The organism is Pseudorhodoplanes sp. (genome assembly GCF_046289595.1).
Taxonomy (GTDB): domain Bacteria; phylum Pseudomonadota; class Alphaproteobacteria; order Rhizobiales; family Xanthobacteraceae; genus Pseudorhodoplanes.
Genome location: NZ_JBKBVB010000026.1, coordinates 22,126 through 38,120, shown reverse-complemented (window position 1 = coordinate 38,120; position 15,995 = coordinate 22,126). Strand labels below are relative to the sequence as shown.

The 15,995-nt window shown below is 62.2% G+C and carries 15 protein-coding genes and 1 tRNA gene (1 of these 16 running past the window's edge); 5 read left to right on the top strand and 11 right to left on the bottom strand.

Annotated features, from left to right (window positions below; all coding sequences use genetic code 11):
* Positions 1-63 (top strand) — tRNA-Met (locus ACK41X_RS08035) (it extends 14 nt beyond the left edge of the window).
* Between the two features lie 164 nt (positions 64-227).
* On the opposite strand, the gene ACK41X_RS08030 is transcribed toward ACK41X_RS08035, so the two are convergent.
* A complete protein-coding gene (locus ACK41X_RS08030; RefSeq protein ID WP_409721081.1) occupies positions 228-722 on the bottom strand; it encodes a DUF6998 domain-containing protein in 495 nt (164 codons plus the stop codon).
* Between the two features lie 57 nt (positions 723-779).
* On the opposite strand from ACK41X_RS08030, the gene ACK41X_RS08025 reads away from it, so the two are divergent.
* Together ACK41X_RS08025 and ACK41X_RS08020 are read left to right on the top strand one after the other, a co-directional pair.
* Entirely contained in the window at positions 780-1,547 is a 768-nt protein-coding gene (locus ACK41X_RS08025) for a hypothetical protein (protein WP_409721078.1), read from the top strand.
* A gap of 39 nt (positions 1,548-1,586) precedes the next feature.
* Positions 1,587-2,246 carry a hypothetical protein gene (locus ACK41X_RS08020; protein WP_409721075.1) on the top strand — a complete coding sequence of 220 codons (660 nt, stop codon included), beginning with the start codon at positions 1,587-1,589 and terminating at the stop codon, positions 2,244-2,246.
* Positions 2,247-2,248: 2 nt separating this feature from the next.
* Here ACK41X_RS08020 and ACK41X_RS08015 read toward each other — a convergent pair whose 3' ends face one another.
* From ACK41X_RS08015 to ACK41X_RS07995, 5 genes are read right to left on the bottom strand one after another with little or no spacing between them, the layout of a single operon-like run.
* Positions 2,249-2,593 (bottom strand): DUF2190 family protein, encoded by a 345-nt coding sequence (locus ACK41X_RS08015; protein ID WP_409721072.1) that lies wholly within the window; start codon positions 2,591-2,593, stop codon positions 2,249-2,251.
* A gap of 3 nt (positions 2,594-2,596) precedes the next feature.
* The gene (locus tag ACK41X_RS08010) at positions 2,597-2,809 is read right to left on the bottom strand and encodes a phage head-tail joining protein (RefSeq protein WP_409721069.1); all 213 of its coding nucleotides are present in this window, start codon (positions 2,807-2,809) and stop codon (positions 2,597-2,599) included.
* Complete coding sequence (locus ACK41X_RS08005; RefSeq protein ID WP_409721066.1) at positions 2,806-3,309, bottom strand: HNH endonuclease; 504 nt, start codon at positions 3,307-3,309, stop codon at positions 2,806-2,808. The genes ACK41X_RS08010 and ACK41X_RS08005 overlap by 4 nt, the downstream gene beginning before the upstream one ends.
* Positions 3,310-3,314: 5 nt before the next feature.
* Complete coding sequence (locus tag ACK41X_RS08000; RefSeq protein WP_409721064.1) at positions 3,315-5,144, bottom strand: prohead protease/major capsid protein fusion protein; 1,830 nt, start codon at positions 5,142-5,144, stop codon at positions 3,315-3,317.
* Positions 5,137-6,561, bottom strand: coding sequence for a phage portal protein (locus ACK41X_RS07995; RefSeq protein ID WP_409721061.1), 1,425 nt, complete (start codon positions 6,559-6,561; stop codon positions 5,137-5,139). Before ACK41X_RS07995 ends, ACK41X_RS08000 begins: the two co-directional genes overlap by 8 nt.
* Positions 6,562-6,761: 200 nt before the next feature.
* Here ACK41X_RS07995 and ACK41X_RS07990 point away from each other — a divergent pair, with 200 nt between their 5' ends.
* A complete protein-coding gene (locus ACK41X_RS07990) occupies positions 6,762-7,016 on the top strand; it encodes a helix-turn-helix domain-containing protein (RefSeq protein ID WP_409721059.1) in 255 nt (84 codons plus the stop codon).
* 65 nt (positions 7,017-7,081) lie between these two features.
* Entirely contained in the window at positions 7,082-8,425 is a 1,344-nt protein-coding gene (locus tag ACK41X_RS07985; RefSeq protein WP_409721056.1) for an HNH endonuclease, read from the top strand.
* 7 nt (positions 8,426-8,432) lie between these two features.
* Here ACK41X_RS07985 and ACK41X_RS07980 read toward each other — a convergent pair whose 3' ends face one another.
* The 5 genes from ACK41X_RS07980 to ACK41X_RS07960 all read right to left on the bottom strand — a co-directional run bounded on the left by ACK41X_RS07980 (position 8,433) and on the right by ACK41X_RS07960 (position 15,994).
* Positions 8,433-11,027 (bottom strand): DNA methyltransferase, encoded by a 2,595-nt coding sequence (locus ACK41X_RS07980; RefSeq protein WP_409721053.1) that lies wholly within the window; start codon positions 11,025-11,027, stop codon positions 8,433-8,435.
* A gap of 43 nt (positions 11,028-11,070) precedes the next feature.
* On the bottom strand, positions 11,071-12,912 hold the full coding sequence (locus ACK41X_RS07975) for a phage terminase large subunit family protein (protein ID WP_409721050.1): 1,842 nt from the start codon (positions 12,910-12,912) through the stop codon (positions 11,071-11,073).
* The gene (locus ACK41X_RS07970; RefSeq protein ID WP_409721047.1) at positions 12,905-13,417 is read right to left on the bottom strand and encodes a hypothetical protein; all 513 of its coding nucleotides are present in this window, start codon (positions 13,415-13,417) and stop codon (positions 12,905-12,907) included. Before ACK41X_RS07970 ends, ACK41X_RS07975 begins: the two co-directional genes overlap by 8 nt.
* A 269-nt stretch (positions 13,418-13,686) precedes the next feature.
* A complete protein-coding gene (locus ACK41X_RS07965; RefSeq protein WP_409721045.1) occupies positions 13,687-15,129 on the bottom strand; it encodes a phage/plasmid primase, P4 family in 1,443 nt (480 codons plus the stop codon).
* Positions 15,122-15,994: a bifunctional DNA primase/polymerase gene (locus ACK41X_RS07960; RefSeq protein WP_409721042.1), complete on the bottom strand. Its 873-nt coding sequence runs from the start codon at positions 15,992-15,994 to the stop codon at positions 15,122-15,124. Before ACK41X_RS07960 ends, ACK41X_RS07965 begins: the two co-directional genes overlap by 8 nt.
* Position 15,995: the final 1 nt, after the last annotated feature.

Sequence of the window (15,995 nt, the reverse complement as noted above, 5' to 3'; positions counted from 1 at the left end):
GCCCGGTAGCTCGTCAGGCTCATAACCTGAAGGTCGTAGGTTCAAATCCTACCCCCGCAACCAAAATAATGCCGCCAAGTCAAAGACTTGGCGGCATTTTGCTTTTCGGACCCGTGTTGCATAGGAACGCAAGGCGAACCTGAAAGATGTCAAAGGGTTACGGGCATTACCGGCGATTCCGTGCGACACGGATGCGACACGGGAACGTTCCGATGTTCCGCTGCTGTTCACGTCGGCCAGACCCGACGGCCGATGCTCTTAAACTTGGAAACTGCCAGCGCACCACGCTCGTTTCTGGCCTTGCTGCCTGGTGCGAGCAACGCGGTCTCGATCGCCGCGCGATCGGCCTCCCAAATCGACGTTGGCATGAACTGCTCGTCCATTAGCACCAGCAGAACCGCGTCCCACGAATGTTTGAGCTTGATAGAACCGATGCGTTGGCCCTTGCCCTGACGGTCCACAGCGACGCTGCGGGTTTTGATCTGCAATCGTCGTCCGGCGGGATCAGTCGCGTCATAGCCCGCTTCGCGTGCAGCCGCTAAGGTCAGTCCGAGGAGCCGTGCTGCCTCATACTCGCCAATCTCGCCGGTGATGCCGAGCGGCTTACCGGTCAGCCGGTAATAGTCCGTCGCCAAGGCACGAGCTTTGGCGATTAGGGTGCCGATTTCGTCGAGTGGTGTTGGCATTGGACGGTTGGTGGCGAAACTGATCAGATTGGCCATATTGTCGACAGAGCCTCCGCGATGCCCGCAACCCCTGTCAATCATCCGAATTGCACAATGGAGGATGCCTTCCTGCCGGGTATTCCTGTCGATCGTGTCGTGGCCTGCTACGCAGCTGCGCCGGGGAATGAAATTGCGAGCGGCAAATTTTTAAGTCGGGAGTCATCCGCCGCGCTCGTCGCGAACACATTCGGGTGGTTCTTGGGTCGTGCCGTTGATCTGCCGCCCTTGGTGGGCTGCGATGATCTGGGTTGGCCGGCTGGGGATGTTGGCCTGGAAGTTGTGTTGCGTTTTCCCTGGTCAGGAGGCCGGCATCCCTGCCTCGATGCCGTGGTCCAAACCGGTGCCGCATTGATCGGAATCGAATCGAAGAGATACGAGCCGTTCCGTGCGAAACAGGAGCCGCACCTTTCCGAGGCTTACTGGAGGCCAGTTTGGGGAGACGCCATGGCTGGATATGAGCGGATCCGCGATGGACTTCTTGACGGCAGCACGGCGTTTGCACGTCTCGATGCTGCCCAGCTCGTGAAACACGCCTTCGGTTTGCGGACGGTGGTTCATATGGACAAGCGCATGCTCGGCAAGCGGCCCGTACTCTTCTACCTTTACGCCGAGCCAAAGTCCTGGCCGGACGGTCGTCCCATCTACGAGGCTGATATTGTAGCGCATCGAGCCGAAATCGCGCTGTTCGCTGCGGCGGTCAGCGGAGACGAAGTCGCCTTTGCATCCGCTTCATACCGGGATTTGCTGGGTGCGTGGAGTGCAAGTCAGAATGAAAGCATCCGCACCCACGCGGCAGCGGTGATGACGCGCTTCACCCCTTAGAGGATCGGTCGACGCCGCGAGAATCTACGAGGAAGTCAAATGGCGAAGCCGAAATTCCCATATGTGGGTGACGCGGCGATGCGACGCTTCCTCAAGCTGCACAATTGCCCGACGCCATTCCATGTCGCGCGCATGCGCTTCTGGGGAGAGATCGTCAGCCCGTCTCTCAATGTTTCACCCGTCAAGACCATTTCCAGCTTGTGGCCAGATGGATTGCCGACCTTCGAAAACGGGGACGAGGCGAACAGGTTCTTCCAGACCCTGATGGGGCTATGGAACCGCATGGCTCGACATCAGGATGCATCATCGCCGGTGAGATTGCAGACCGTGGAGTCGCCTTCCACACGCGACGCTTTGCGGGAAGCGGCGGCGATGCGTGTCGAGGAGCTTTATGACGGCTTCATGCACGGGTTCACGGGCGGGAATCGAGAGATGGACGTTCCATCCGGGGTTGCTGAACTGCTTGCGCGGATCGAAAAGGGCATCGAACTCCTTGCCACAGCCCGCAATACCTTTGCTCGGCCGCCCGGTCCTGATGACGCGGGCATGTTGGATGAGCTTGCGCGCGTCTTCCCCGTCGTCGATCACGCGGTGCAGGCCGATCTGAATGCAATTGCTGTTGCGGTGAAGCAGTGGCGAAAGACTCAGATGGCTGGTGGCTTGAGCCGGCCCTCTGCAAAGGCCGGACCGCTGCATTAGCCTCACGCCGCTTCGGTCGCGACGCCATCGAGCCGCACGCGTACGGTGGCGACGCCGTTGCCAGCAGCAACCGTGGCGATGCCGATCGGCACCATGCCGGTGCCGGGAAGCACGACCTGCTTTGCTGTGTCGTCCCAGGCGACACGGGCACCAGCAGCGATGACGGCGCTCACAAGCTTGGGCAGCTCGTAGACGCCGACGGTGGCGATCTCGACGTCGGCACCTTCCGCCACGGTGGTTGCGGCGACACCGAACAGGTTGCCGACCAGCACGCCCTGGCCGGAAGTGGCGCCACCGGTCGGCGCCGTGACAGTGATCATCTCCCCGCGCTGAATGAAATTCTTCATTGGTCAAACTCCTTTCGTGGATTGAATGCGCACTTGGCTCACGCGGCCGGATTGTGCGGCTGCGATGCGCCGTTCGAGGTCGGCAAGCGCCGTCGCCATCTCAGCATCGGTCGCATACGACACACGCCGGCCGTCGTACTCGACAATGCGCAGGCCGACGTAGCGCGCTTTCAGCAGCGCATCGCGCCACGCCTCGAGTTGGGTGAGGTCGGTCATGCCGCAGTCTCCCGCCTGATGCGGCCATGCTTCACCGCGGCGGCGTAGGACATGCTTACGCCAAAACGAGTCGCGATCTCACGTTGGGTTGCGCCGGATGCAATGAGGTAGCGGATTGCAGCTACATCGGCGTCGGATACCCGAGCTTTCGGGCTCCGCGCGCCCGTCAAAAGTGTGCCATGCCTGCGTTTGTGACCGATATTTTCTTTCTGCGTAACGTACGCAAGATTGACCGGTCGATTATCTCCCGAGTTTCCGTTCAGGTGAGCCACCACCAGTCCGGCTGGACGAGCTCCATGCCATGCCGCCGCTACGAGATGAGCAACGGCAAAGCGCTTGCTGCGGATCGAGACATGCCGATAACCCTTCTTGTCGGTCCATACCCGTAATCTTCGGAACAAGGGATTCTGACACCATCGGCCCGGCGCAGTGCTCCAGATGTTGCCATCTGCATCGGCGAGATAGCCCTGGATGCCGGGAATGGTTCGCATGTCAATCATGGGCGCTACGCTCCAAAATTTACATACCAGCCGCGCCAGTCGATGAAGCCGGCGCCAAAGTCGAGGATCACCCGCACCTCGACGCCATCTACGTCCCAGCCGGATTTGCTTTCGACCTGCGGTCCCTCGCCACCGGCGAGGTAGGCATATTCCAGGCCGTCGATCTCGCTCGGGTCCGCGACCACGTACCAGCGCGTGGCGCTCGACAGCCGCGGCTCGACCACCAGAGACAGCGATCCCGAAAACGGGTTCACGTCGGCCGCCTTTGCCGCAGCGATCGTGGCGAGCCATTTCTCGGCCGTGGTCTCCTGCGCGGGCGGCACCAGCAGGTACTTGGGCGTCGCGCTGATGCGCTGGCCGGAAAGCCCCGTCTGGCTACGCATGGCGAGGCGCGCGGCCGAGAGCGTTGCGTCAGCGATGGCACCGCCGGAAGCTGCCTTGTTGCCATGGTCGGCATGGAACAGCGTGTCACCATCCTCCATAGCCGGGCCGTTGCCGCTGTTTGCCTCCAGCAGATCGACCAGGGTCTTGGCCTCGGTTTCAGCCGCGGCTTGGCCCATTCGGCGCGACAGGTCGGCGAACGCGCCGAGGTCGTCATTGACGAGGACCTGGCGGGTGACGCCGATCTTGCGGGCGAAGGTCTCGACCTTGTAGGCCTCCTTGGCCTCGGCCATGGTGCCGGCCTGGATTTCGCCATGCTCGTTGAGCTTTTCGAGCATCGGCGCTTCACCCAGCATGATCTTGTTCACGGTGCGGAAGTCACGTGCCGTGGTCTGCCGGCCAAGGCGGCGGATACCGACCGGTGCCGCTTGATAAGCGGCTCGCAGCGTGCGGCCGATGGTGTCGCCCACGATCAGGCCGAAGTCGCTGGTGGTGTGTAGCGCGCGAGTGATGATCGCGGCCGGTGACAGCCCGGTCACCGGGTGGCCCCGTAGGATCAACAGCTCGCGCGCCATCTCGGCGCAAGTGGCGTAGGCGTAACGCCGCGCCGGCTCCGAAAGCTGGTGCTGCGGATTGATGCGAGCGTAGAGCGCCTCGCCCATGTTGCGGACGCGCACCCGGGGATCGTCGTGGCTGTCGAGCACCTCGACACGCGTCTGCTCGGTGCGCAGCGCACCACCGCCGCGGCGGGCGAGCTCGTCGAAGGCCGCACGCCGCGCCTCGTCGGCGGTAGCACCACGGTCGATCAGCCCATCGACGAACTCCTGGCCGAGCCCGGCAATGCGGGCGATCGAGCGAATCTCCGCATTCACCTGAGCGCGGTTCTGCACCGCGTCGGTATTATCAACGGGCGGCGTTCGCGCTGCATTGTCAGCATTGGCGTCGGCCTCGGGCATGTTGCCTCCTGTGCGAACGGTTGCGCCGGGGTCGGCCGGCGTCGGAACGAGCGAGATTTCGATGGGCGTCCAGGCAACCGCTGTGCGCACGCGCTCGGCCGTGACGGGATCGGTGGTGTCCTGCCAACGCTCGACCGTGTAGCCGACCGAGACGTGGCGCAGGATGCCCGCGAGCACGTCCTGCCAGATCGGCTCGACCTCGGGCCGGGTCGAGAATTGCAGAACCGCGGTGCCTTGCCGGCCATCGACGCGCGCATCGCGCACGGTGCCGAGAACGTCGCGCACCGCGCTCTGCCGGTGCGCATCGAGCACCGAGGCGCCGATCAGCCGCGACAGATCGACGGCCTCGGGATCGAGCGACAGCCGTTCGAGATAGAAGCCGGCGGCATCGCGCCGGCGCACGGCCGCTCCGGTGGTCCACACCGCCTCGACGGTGCGCCCCTCCGGATCGGCTGTCTGCGGCGCAAGCGCCGCGCGGCGGACGAAAAGCTCAGGCATTGGCGCCCTCCATGGCCGGCTGGTCAGGCGAGACCGTTGTGTCGAAGGAAAGCCCGAAACGCTGTTCGCGGGCGCGGTCGGCGGCAATCGCGGCGTCCACCTCCTCGATGTCGTAGCCACGCTCGGCGATCGACTGGCTGCGGCTCTTGAGGCCGGCGCGGATTTGCTCGATCTCGGCGCGGGCGTCCTTCAGCGGATCGACCCAGTCCCATTTCGGCGGCAGCCAATCGCAGGCGAGGAAGGCCGCCGGATCGCGGTCAAAGGCGCGGGCGTCGATCGCACCCGTAAGCGCGGCAAGCCGCACGAAGCGCTCCCACACCGGCCGGCAGAACTGGAAGACGATGACCGAATACTGCAGTTGCTCGATGCGCCGACGGAATTCGAGAAGCCCGGCGCGGATCGAGGAATAGCTGACGCCTTCGAGGTCGCCGGACACGAGCTCGTAGGGCACCCCGAGGCCGGCCGCGATCGCGCGGATGTGGTTCTTGACGAAGGCGCCGTAGTCGCCGGGATCGGCCGGATCGGAGAACTGGATATCGGCGCCGGGCGGCAGCGGAATGAGGCTGCCCGGCTCCATGCCGACCTGCAGCACACCGTTGACCGCTCCACCGCCGTTGAGCCCCGCCACCGTGCCGTCCGGATCGCGGATGAAGCCGGTAAACAGCGCCGCGACTTTGGCTTTGACCAGCGCGGCGTCCTCGTACTGGTCGAGTTCATGCAGCCGTAGCAGCACCGGCGCGAGCCAGGTGATGCCCCGCAACTGCCCGGGCGTGAGCGCCTGGAACAGGTGCGCCATGTCGGAGGCAGGCACGCGCACGTTGTCGAGCGCTATCGGCGCGAGCGCGTCTCCCGGCCGGTGCCGATAGCAGTGATAGGCAACACGCCGGCCTGATCCGTCAAACTCGATACCGGCGCGGATGCGTGCGCCACCGCCGATCTCGCGATGCAAGTCGGTCGGCACCTGCTCGCGGTCGATTAGTTCGACTTGCAGCGGTGGCAAACCATCGACCATGTCCGCGACGCGCAGCCGGGCGAACGACTCGCCGCTCTCGACCATGGCCCGAAGCGCCAAGGCTTGCAGACCGTAGAAGTCGGTCAGGCCATTGGCGTCCGCGCGATCGGTCCATTTCGCCCACAGCCGGTGCAGCGCGTCGCGCACATTCGAGTCGGGATGCGCCGAGCGCGGCTTGATACCGGTGCCGACCGCATTGGCGATCAGCGCCTGCACCGCCGCGGCGACCCAGGGATTGTTGCGTGCGTAATAGCCAGCGCGCCGTGCCGCGACCGTGGTGCCAGCCAGGATCGCGGCGTTCAGTGATTCGACGCTCTTGGCACCTTCCCAACGCCGACCACCGCCGGCCGCGTCGAACGCTCGGCGGCGGTCCAACCCCAGCACTCGGCGGATGGCAGGCCACATGCAAAGCATTGTGGGACAGCGGTCATGGCAGGCCTATCCAGAACGTTTTGGTATCATTGGTAGTTGTTGCCAGCCCCTAGTAGGCCAAGAGCCAAGACGTCATCGGCGCATCTGGATGCTACTCACTGTCTGTAGATTCAAAGGCATCAATAAAAGACACTGGTGCACAGATTTCCGATTCAAGAATCGCGCACCGGTGGATGAAAAAATCAAAGGCACTCCGCAGGCCCAGTTCTCCTCTCACCTCTATCCTGGCAGCCAATATCCGGGAGTTTCGTGAACGCAAGGGTCTGTCCCAAGAGGAGTTCGCGGACATCTGCGGACTGCACCGCACCTATGTCGGTTCGGTTGAACGTGGCGAGCGGAATGTAACGCTCAGCACGCTGGAGATATTCGCCTCGGTGATGGGCGTTTCGGTCCCGCAACTACTCACCGGCAAGACATCCAGAAAATGAGCTCAGTACCAACAGGCGGGGGGAAACTCCCGGGAAAGACTCTGTACGCCGGTCGTCGCCGCGCGATGACCAGGACTTCAGGGTTCAAGGTACACAAAGACACTACGGGTGGAGAGTTTCGTCGGCACTTTGAGAAGCAAATTCCACTTGAGCGCGGTGAACAAGTCGAAGTCACTTTCCATATTGCGGGTCACTCCAAAGGCAATCTCATCGGATATGGACTATGGTTTTGGCATACCGCAGGGGTAACTCGGAGTTTGCAGGGCGGCCCAACCAAGCAGACGCTTACCGATTACCGTGACGCCGGCTGTTGGAATAAGGCTGGCAGCATGTGGCAAGCCCAAGATGCAGAACAAGTGGACGTCATTTTTACGCTGACCGCCAACACCAAATCGGCTGTCGCGCTGTATGGGCCGCTCTGTGGGCGCATTCAGCACAAATATCTCGACGATGCGCGACCTGAGCTGATGCGCAATATGTATCAGTTTGCTCCGGAGGCGCTCTTTATCAGTGATGAAGGTGCAGGAGAGGTCATCATTGAAGCAGCTAAAAACGCTTCTTCTGCTGACCAGCCTTTGATTCTTAAATCGTGCAACCGTTGTGGACGCTATTTGCCCATCAACGTATCTATCGAGCGAGACCAGCTGAGTTTTAGCAACCATTGTGTGGCAGAACACAGGCGCCCTTGCCAACACGCCACTTTCAGTCGGCTTCGTAACAAAGACGATAGCAATGAAACGTTGAGATTGGACTACGGGTTTCAACTGGAGTGTCGCTTCTGTAAAAAGTTCGAAGTGAATGCGGCGCATAACCCGCAGCGCACATCGGCACAGATGAAGGAGGACGCCGCGCGCCGTCGAGCTTTCGAGCTTCTGCTCGCAGAGCTCTATGGTGGCACGCCGCAGCTTCGATATCGGCATGATACGGGCTCCGAACTCGCTGATGACGTTTGGAAGCGATTCGGGGGCGCTTGTTTCAATTGTGGAGCGAAACTGCCAACGCCTCGCCACATGCATCTCGACCACACGAGGCCGCTGGCGCTTCTGTGGCCTCTCGATGCGACCGCTACCGCCCTCTGTGGTTCGTGCAATAGTGCGAAAAGAGATCGCGCGCCTCCGGACTTCTATTCACCCGAGAAACGCGTAGCATTGGCGAGAATCGCCGGTATTCCGCTCGAAGACCTCAACAATCCGCATCCCAACGACGAGGCTCTCGGTCGTTTGTTGGGCAAGCTCGACTGGTTCTTCGGCGAGTTCCTTCTCCGCGATGAAATGACCAAGGAGCGGGACGGCAAGGTAGCTGGTGAGCTCGTGGTGAAGGCGTTGCAGAAGGTACTCGCGCGGAGCCAGAAGTACCACCGCGTCAATCTTCAGGCCGAGTATGAACGGCTGCGTGCCAGGAAGCTTTAGCCGCCCATCAGGTCGCTGTCAGAATCAGGTAAGTGTGACCGTGCACGGTCCCCTTGTCGCGAACACCGTGCGATTCGCAGTGCTCAACCCCTTCCGTAAAAACATCAGCAAGCGAAAACCACGGTTCTATTCGCTTAGCGAGTTCCGCTCCCATGTCGCATTTTGCGCTGTGGCCCAGGTGCAATACAAGCAGGCCATCGTCCCTTAGCCTTTCGCGCGACGATGCGAAGAACGATCGGTAGACGTCGAGATTTTGCTTCTGTCTGACTTCAACGAAGTTGGCGATGCGAACATCAAAATCTTCGCGCTCCCACCCAACAAACCAAAAGCGCATCCAATTGGTCATGTAGAAGCGCGTCGAATCGAAAAAAGGAGGAGACGTGATGATCGCGTCCGCTTGAGGGATGGAGCTCGGCCAAACTGTGGTACAATCCCCCTGAACCGATCCGCCCCACGCCCGCGTAGCACTTGTCAGTTCATCGTACAGACGTGCCAATTTTTCGCGTAGCCGAGGCATCAGCTCCCGATGTTCGAATGCCCCGGTCGGCTTGAAGGGCGTCACAGGATGGCTACGCCGGCTTAGGGCATAGGGTCGATTTCCATGCAATAAGTGCAGAGTGCAGGCGAACAAGAGTGCCCACTCTGGTCCACTGTCCCAACGAGACAAGAAGAACGAGCGAGCCGCAATAACTTCACGCAAGGTCTCGGGATGGAAATATTCAGGGATAGGGCTATTGAAGCGCACTTGAGCCGCACGTTCGATGTCTGCCCGCTTTAGCTCGTGTGTGCCAATTGCGGAGTTCAATTCATCGAGCAGAGTATCGATCTTTCGGGCAGACGGTTTTGCAACCTTTGCAAGCGTGAGAACATGACCGAGCCTCGAAACGTCAATGCCAAACCCACGTCGTCCCATTCGGCAGGCTTCCAACGGAATGGTGCCTGCTCCTGAAAAGGGATCAACCACGATGTCGCCGGGGGACGAAAAGCACTGAATCAGGTGGTGCGCCAAGGCCGGTTTCATCTTGCCTTGGTATGAGCACATCGAGTGTACGGGCCCACCCCAATCGCGTTTTGCATAAGGCTGGAGCTGGTGAGGAAGTGTCTTCTTGAATGCTTCCCATTCCTTCAGCCAATTGTCCTTACTGCCGGTCTTCTGGGTGACAGCAGCCATTGGTCCTGACTTGTTTGCTGATGGGTTAATGCTCCGCAGGTTCGTCGCTCGCTCAAAAACCAGAAGCTGCTGACGTACGGTCTCGCCATTCTTGGATTTGCGCTTCCTAAGATGGACCCTCTCGATGGTGCGAAGGCCCATGCTTTCGGCTACTTCGACCAACAGGTCGTCGGTCGGCACATGTACGCGGTTATATATGCTGTCGCCGATATCGATGCAGAGTTTTCCACCGGGGCGTAAACACTTTCCAACTGATGACAAAACGACTGCCATGTCATGGAAGTATCCGCCGACCATTTTGGCGATGCGCGAGTCATAGGCATTTCGCTCGATTGTGCGGACGACGCGCTCCACGCCTTCGGTGACAGGCTGCCACCTGGTGCCAGCGTGAACATCATTGATACCGGACGTGATGACCTGATCTCGTAAACGTCGGAGATCATCTTTGTCGCTTAGATGTCGGAGATACCAGAGCTCGAGGCGTGCATTGCGAATGTAGTTGGTCCCGTTCAGATAAGGAGGACTGGTAATTACGCCGTCCCATTTGTCATCCAGATGCTGATCAAGCGTGCCGGCCGTCGCGCAGACAAAATGCGCTTCCGCGTTCAACCTACCAGCGCGCGTTAGATCGTCACCTTGAGCAATGAGCCGGTCAATTACTGCCTCAACCGGATGAGGGAGGCCGGCCGCCAGCTCTTTCGGAGTTCGGTATCGTAGATCCCCGGCTCTCTTTAGACGGGATGAAGGAATTAAGCTTGAGAGCACCGCGACTGTGAAACAATCCCCAAGCAAACTGTCCTTTTGTTTGATCTCGTCGTTCAACGTCCGAAGTCGGAGAACAGCGTCTAGCGAGTCGTCATCAAAAAAAACGCTCGTTCCAAACGTCCTAGCATAAGCTGCGCGCAGGGCTTCATCTGGTGACGATCCAGCAACTCGGCGCTTAAGCCCCCTCGCAACAACTCCCAGCTCCCGAACAAGCGAATATCTCTGCAAGTGTTCCAATCGAAGTACTGCAAGTTTTGTTTGCGCGATAAACGCCATCGCAGGGTTCGCTTCTGAAAACGCGCAAGCGATACCAGTTTGTCCGAGAACTATCGGGGTTGTTCCCGTACCGGCAAATGGCTCAATTATCCGCTTCGCTGTTTGCAGGTACTTCTGTCTGACGCGCTCCACGAAGCGAGGCGAGTAACCCTCAATGTACGGAAACCACGAGTGGAGGGGGGCTTCGCTGCTGTCACGGAATGTTGCATCCAGGGGCGCTAAATCCAGGTCAAAGCTGTCGCGGCTGTTGCCAGAGGATTCAAATAACTTGAGTTGCTCTGCATTGCTGGGAGCCCCCTTGCGCCGCGCAGTCGGTTTCCACCCCGCGGGCCGACCTGTGCCAATCGGCAGGTCTGCAAAAATTGCCTGATCTTTGAGAGGGTTGCCCATGTCCTGACTGTGAGCATAATGCCCGAATCGTCAAGTCGCCATTTTACGTCATCCACCTCGACCGGATGATCTTAGACCGTCCAGCCGGCACCGGCGTCGCGCAGGCCAACACGCCCCTGCGCGGGCTGACGCCGAGACTATCGGCCTCCTTGTTAAGCCGCAGCCCCATGCTGATCAGCCCATGCAGCGCGGCCATGGCATAGACTGTGGTGTCCAGCGCCTCGTTGCGCTCGCCCTCGCGGCGCGGCTGCCACAGCCGAATCGGCCGGCCGCGCTCGAAGCGGGTGACGACCCGCTCGGCGGTGAGCTGGCGGAAGAACTCGGCATCGCGCTCGTTCGGGAAATGCAGGTAGCCAGGCCCAGGCTCGGAAAGCCGCAACCGTGCGAACAGCGCGTCCTTGGCGGCATCGACGCCGATCAGGAACAGCGGCACCTTGCCCTTGGTGCGCGAAGGCCGCCGCGGCCAGAGCGGAATCCCGGGACCGCCGCGGCCCTTGATCGCCCAGATGCGGCGATGTAGCCGCGTTCGGCAATATTCGTAGGCGGCTTTGGTGTGCTGCCCGCCAGTGTCCACCGCGACGGCGCGAATAGACATGTCGGCAATCGTTGGCGTGTGCGGATAAGTTGTCTGCAGCGCGGTGTCGAGATCGGCCCACACCCTCGGGCCTGACGGATCGCCCCAGATCACCCGGTAGTCGATCGACCAGGACTCCTCGTCGCGGCCCCAGCCGATGACGTGCAGCTCGAGACGGTCGCCTTGCACATCGACGCCGGCCGTGAGCACGGCGACGCCCTCGGGCAGCAGCGCGCCCCAATCCTCGCGTCGGGCCAATAACGGATCGGCATCGATCACGTCGCCGGCCTGGTCCTCCCACGTTTCGGCGAGCTTGGTGTTGGTCCAGACTTGCAGGCGCGGCGGATCGCGATAGACCTGGCCATGTTCGATCGCGATTTCGGCCCAAGTCTCGAATGGCGAATAGAGGCTGGACAGATGGAAGCCGGCCGTCTTGCCATCGCCGGCCTGCGTCGCGCGCCAGCGGCCCGACGAAAGCAGCGCTGGTTTCTGGTGCTCCTCGTGAACGGCGCCGCAGTCGGGACAAACGCGGTGCGCGCGCTCGCGCCGGCCCTCGGGCCATTGAATCTGCGCCCATATGATGGGGGCGTAGCTGCCGCAATCCGGACAGCGGACCTCGTAGATGCGACGGTCGGATTCCTCGTATGCCGCCTCGATGCGCGAGAACCCTTTCAGCGTCGGGGTCGAGACCATTACGATCTTGCGTCGGCCACGGAACGTGACGGTGCGCTGGATGGCGAGCGCCACCGGGTCGCCTTCGCCCGACACGTCGGCCGGATACGCATCCACTTCGTCGAGGAACAGATAGCGCGCCGGCGTCGAGCGCAGGCCGACGCCAGAGGCCGCCCCGACCATCACCAGCTGACCGCCGGGAAAGAGCTTGCGGAATTGACTGTTGCCGGGCTCCTTCCTGCCCGGCTCGACCACGCGGTCGCGGAGCGCAGGCGAGGCCGCGATCATCGGATCGACACGCGTTGAGGTGTTACGCCGCACGGCATCCATGGTGGGCTGCACCATCAGCATCAGCCCAGGTGCATGATGGATGACGTAGCCCAGGAAATTCAGGCCGGCCTCCGTGCCGCCGAGCTGCGCGCCCTTAACGAAAACGACTCGTTCGGTCGGATCGCTGGCGGAAAGGCAATCCATGATCTCGCGGAGATATGGCGTGCGCGATGTGCGCCAGCGCCCAGGCTCAGCCGAGAGGTCGGGTAGCATGCGGTGCTCGTCCGACCATTGCGAGACCGTCAGCGCCGGCTCGGGCGCAGCACCGTCGCGCCAGATGTCGTCCACCCATATCGCCACATCATTCATCGGCGAGCACCTGCAAAGGCGTGCGGGCGAGGTCGAGCAAGTGCTCGCGCATCAACCGATCGAGCGAGGCGAACGTGCGAGCCGGGTCGGCGCCGAGCTCTGCGGCGAGCTGCGGCGCCGTGCGGGCGACCCACGCCATGTGCGCATCGCGCTCGCGGCGGGCGCGTGCGAACACGGCCGATTTCACCTCGGCGCGGCTCACCATATCGCCGCGCTCTTTGTCCAATGCGAGCCGCGCGCGCTGCACCTTAAGAATCTCGTGCAGGCGCTTCGCCTCAGCCAGCGTCGGCGCGGCTGCAGACGCCTGGGTGCCGCCCTTATTACGGCGATCGGCGTCGAGATTGTCCTCCATCCATTGCAGGCCCGCCTCGACTTCGATGCGACCGTCCGGCCGCACCGGCAGCCCTTGTGCGATCAATTGCGAGATGCGTCCGCGCGTGAGGCCGACACGTGCCGCAAATTCGGCCTTGGTTGCAACACCTGGCGCGGTGGTTAGTTTAGCCATTTCGCGCCCCGCAGAATGGCGAACGGTCGCGCCTCCGCCCCCCGCATACGAAATCGCCCAAGAGGAACCATTGCGTGCGGAAGATTCCCAACGGTTCTGACCAGGATTGGCACCCCGTATGCTTCCAGCCGGCCGCCGGCGAAGGCTCCGAAGGGATCGAAAGGATGTTCCCATTTCGGCGTTCAGCATGTCGCGAGGGCGATAGTACGTCGATATAGGAGAATCCTTTCGATCCCTTCGGAAGCTTCGGACGGCGTGCTGCTCGGCGGTCAGTATTCGTTTGCGTCGAACCCGTCATGGCTCCCTCCCATGGTGGTTGACCGGACCAGCAGCCGGACGCCGCGGAAGCACGCCCGGCGTGTCGCCGGGTGCTGGCAGCGCTCGAATTTGCGGGCATCGAGATTGCGGCTGAACCGCTTGATTGATCCAACGTACTCACCGCCAGCGGTGCACCACTCCCGCCAGGACGCATACAGGTCCTTGACCTCCTCGACCGCGTCCGGGTTGTCGGTTGCGCACCGCTCGGCGAGGAAGCGGCCAATCGCATCTTCGTCCGCCAGATAGCTGCTGGTGGCATCAAGGACCGCGGCCGGTGGGCTGAGGCCAACCTGCTGCCACTCCAGGCAGCCCTCGATCGCCCAGGCCAGAATGCCGGGCCACTCGGCCTTGAGCTTTTCGGCCAACTCGGGGTCGCGCTCGACCTTGGGGATCGTGACGGTGAAGGGCACGAGGTTGAAGCGCCGTTTCACCGCCTCATCGACATTGCGCAGCGACGGTTTGTGATTGCCAGCAATTAGGAGTTTGAACGCAGGCTGGAACGTGAAGAAGTCCTGCCGCATGAACCGGGCGCTAATGGCGTCGCCGCCGGTGAGCGCCTTGATCCGCGATTCGGCCCAGCGCTGCCCGTCCTCGGTCTCTTGCGCGATGACGGCGCGCGCACCGCGCAGCATGGCAAGATCGGTCGGATGGCGGTCGCTGTTGCTCGCGGTAAAGGTCTCCATGGCGGCGATGGTGGAGTAGTCGCCGAGAATCCCGTGCCAGGTATTGAGGAACACGCCCTTGCCGTTGCCGCCGGTGCCATAGAGGAAGAACAGCGCGTGGTCGCGGATCGAGCCGGTGAGGCAATAGCCGAGCATACGCCGGCTGAAGGCGACGAGGTCACGGTTCCCGTCAAACACGCGATCGAGGAACGAGAGCCACAGTGGACATTCACCACCTGGGGCAACCACCGTCATCTTGGTGATCAGGTCGGCGCGCGCGTGTGCGCGAAGCGCGCCAGTCCTGAGATCGATAGTGCCGCCCGGCGTGTTCAATGCCCAGGGGTCGGCATCCCAATCCTCGGTCCTCGCCGCATGCCGGCGGTCGGCGCGCGCCAGCCGTTCGATGGCGGCGACGGTCTTGGCGCTTGCCACTATGGAGGCGAGCTTGGCGGGACCTTTCTTCTCAACGATTTCAGCAGATCCCTCACGTGCGACGGCGCGAGCCAGATCGAATGCCTTCAGCGTTTCGTCGATCCGCCAGCGTTGGCCGTCCCAGATCAGCCACCGCCCCCACAGGTTGACGAAGCGAAGGTCATGCTCGTGGCGGCCGGTGAAGCGCAGCGCCAACGACTCATCCGCGTATTCGATCGGACGGTCAATCGCCTCGGCTTCGCCGTTCAGCGTCCGGCCGCGTTTGAGCATTTCGTCGAGGAGGTCGTGCACGTCACCCATGGTCGCCTCCCCCTAAGCGGTGTAGCGCCCGGGCGCCAAGCTCACGGCGGGCGATGCTGGCGACCGTGGCAACGACCTCATCATCCGGCAGGGGCGGCTTGCAGCGCGTCGCGTTGAAGGCCAGCACGAGATCAAGACAGATATGCGGGTCGAGCCGCCGGCCGAGCAGCAAGCCTGAAAGGCGAGCGATGGTGACGTTGCGCTCGCCATCGACGGCGCCGTCGCGCGTCAGGCTGCGCCACTCGGCGGCTTTTCGAGCCTTGTTCACTGCCTTGGTCGCGGTGACCCGTTCGAGCAGCCACGCGGGCGCTTCGGCGAGCGGAACGTCCTCGGGATGGTGATCAACGGAGATCGCGTAGGGTCGGCCACTCATGTGCAACGAGGGTGGCGCGACGATGTACCCACCGTCGCCGCGGACGTCGAGGCCTGGTCCTACCGCACCGGCACTGTTCGGGATTTTGCATCCCGGATGACGAAAGATGATGTGCTCGCCGCCACCGCCGGTCAGGAAGCGCCAAGTCGCCGGCAGGGGACCGTGCTCGCTTTCCAAAGACGCAAGCGTTTCATCGCCCGCATGGCGCGGGTCGATATCGAGCACGATGATGCCACTCGCCGCGCCCGTGGCGATGCCGATGTTGAAGCGCGCGCTGTGGAACCACTGCTCGGCTTTGGCGGGGTCCTTGCTCGCATCCTTGAGCCCGTTCCTGACCAGCCGGCCAAAGGGGTGCTTGGCCGGTTGCCGGCACTCATCGCGGCCGCACGAGCATTGAAGCGCGCTGTTTCGTGCGAACGGAAAATGCAGCGGCAGCACGGCAAAGCCGAGCGACAGGTAAAGCCGCGCGTGGTGGAGGAGCGTTGTCGCCATG